The organism is Micromonospora sp. NPDC051925 (assembly GCF_044548625.1).
In the GTDB taxonomy this organism is placed as follows: domain Bacteria; phylum Actinomycetota; class Actinomycetes; order Mycobacteriales; family Micromonosporaceae; genus Micromonospora.
Map to the genome: position 1 here is coordinate 1 of NZ_JBIUCH010000055.1, position 1,695 is coordinate 1,695.

Sequence of the window (1,695 nt, forward strand, 5' to 3'; positions counted from 1 at the left end):
GATCACCGCAGCGGCCCTCGTACTCCTGCACGTCGAGCACAACCGCACAACCTGATCACCCAACGCCACGACCCGTTACGCGGAAAGGCTCAGTGATCAGAATGGTGATGCCACGCCCCTGCCGGTCCCGGATGGCCTGGAACAGGGCGTCCTCGGCACGCGGGTCCAGGGCGGACGACGCCAGGAGGAGCAGCGGGTGGACCACCACGACGGCGACGGCGAGGACGCCGGCGAGGCCGGAGAGCAGGTTCATCGAGGCCTGCACCAGGGCGGTGGTGGAGTTCGCGCCTCGGGAGGCGCGTTCCATGTCGTCGGCGAACGCGTCGGCGTCGAACGCCTCCAACCGCACTGCGGTGGTCACCTCGAACAGGCCCCGCTCGACCTCCCGGTCGACCTTCGGGGTCAGGCCGTTCTGGGCGTACCCCATGGTGGTGGCCATGCCGGCGCGCAACGCGGTCACCGCCGCGAGCGCGGCCAGGGCGGGCAGCGCGGCGGTGACCTTGTCGGCGGTCGGGCCGCCAGCGAACAGCTCCACCAGCACCCGCTGCGCGGCGAGGAGCCCGAACGCGGCCATCACCCCCGCGCCGACCGTCGTGCCCGCCACCACCGACGTCCTTGCCCGGTCGGCGCGCCAGCTCACCACGAGCGCCGCCCAGACCAGACGGGGCAGCTCGGAGAAGACGGCGAACAGACCGGCCTGCGCCCGCGCCCGCACCCCGGTCTCCCACCACACTTCTCGCAACTCCGGCAATACCGAATCCCGCTGTGGCGGTTCGGGGCGGGCGGGCGTCCGATCGGGGCGAACGTTTGTAGGCATGGCGGTACCTCCCGTAGGTGGGCAGGATGAACTGTGGTCGGTGGTGGTGTCTCGGTGGTGGGCGGCGGACGCTCAGGCCCAGTCGGTGGTCTCGGCTGGCGCCGCCGAAGACGCGCCTCCCGCAAGAAGGGCCCCGGTCGGCCTGCGGTCAGTTGACCCGGACGCCGTCTTCGAGGTAGGAGCAACACCCGTCAGCGCGGGCGCGCAGCGCCTCGGCGATCCGACGGGCAAGCAGCGGCCGTAACCGCCGGGCGGTCTGTAGTGGGTCGGACCACGCCCAGCCCTTCAACTCGCCGGGCGGCACCACGATCCGTTCCGTCGCGGTGGCGTCGAGGGTGCCGCCGTCGTAGACGACCATGACGCCCTCGGTGCGCCCGTCGCGGGCCGGAACCCAGTCCACGACGAGCAGGCGGCCTGGCGTCAGGTCCACGCCGAGTTCCTCCCGGCACTCCCGGACCGCGGCCTGGTACGGCGACTCGTCCGCCTCGACGCACCCGCCAGGGATCTCCCACTCCACCTTGTAAACGGGTTCGTTGTGGCCGGGGTTTGAGGTTGACCACTGACCACGACCGCTGCTGCCAAACCTGTAGCAGTTTGACGCGCGGGAGCGCCAAGATCCGGGGATGTCGACAGATCCTCCCAGGCCTATTGGTAGCTGGCTCGATGTGGTTGAGCGGCGGCGCGAAGCTATCGATGCCTGGCGTTGTTCTCCACCGCTGACGCAGCCAGCTCGGCAGTTCAGCACGAGCAATTGTCAAGAGTGTGGACTAGTACTCCAACGTTACCTGGCCTGTCTGCGCTGGTAGTGGGATCGTCGGGCTCGGGCTTGGGATGTTCGCCGCCAGTACGACCAGTGCAGGATGTGCTCCGGTGGTTGC

The 1,695-nt window shown here is 69.8% G+C and carries 1 protein-coding gene and 1 pseudogene; both read right to left on the reverse strand.

Annotated features, from left to right (window positions below; translation table 11 throughout):
- Positions 1-178 precede the first annotated feature (178 nt).
- Positions 179-817, reverse strand: a pseudogene (locus ACIG87_RS32245) (ABC transporter ATP-binding protein); the annotation flags it as partial.
- Between the two features lie 148 nt (positions 818-965).
- Positions 966-1,334 (reverse strand): NUDIX domain-containing protein, encoded by a 369-nt coding sequence (locus ACIG87_RS32250; protein ID WP_396855401.1) that lies wholly within the window; start codon positions 1,332-1,334, stop codon positions 966-968.
- Positions 1,335-1,695: the final 361 nt, after the last annotated feature.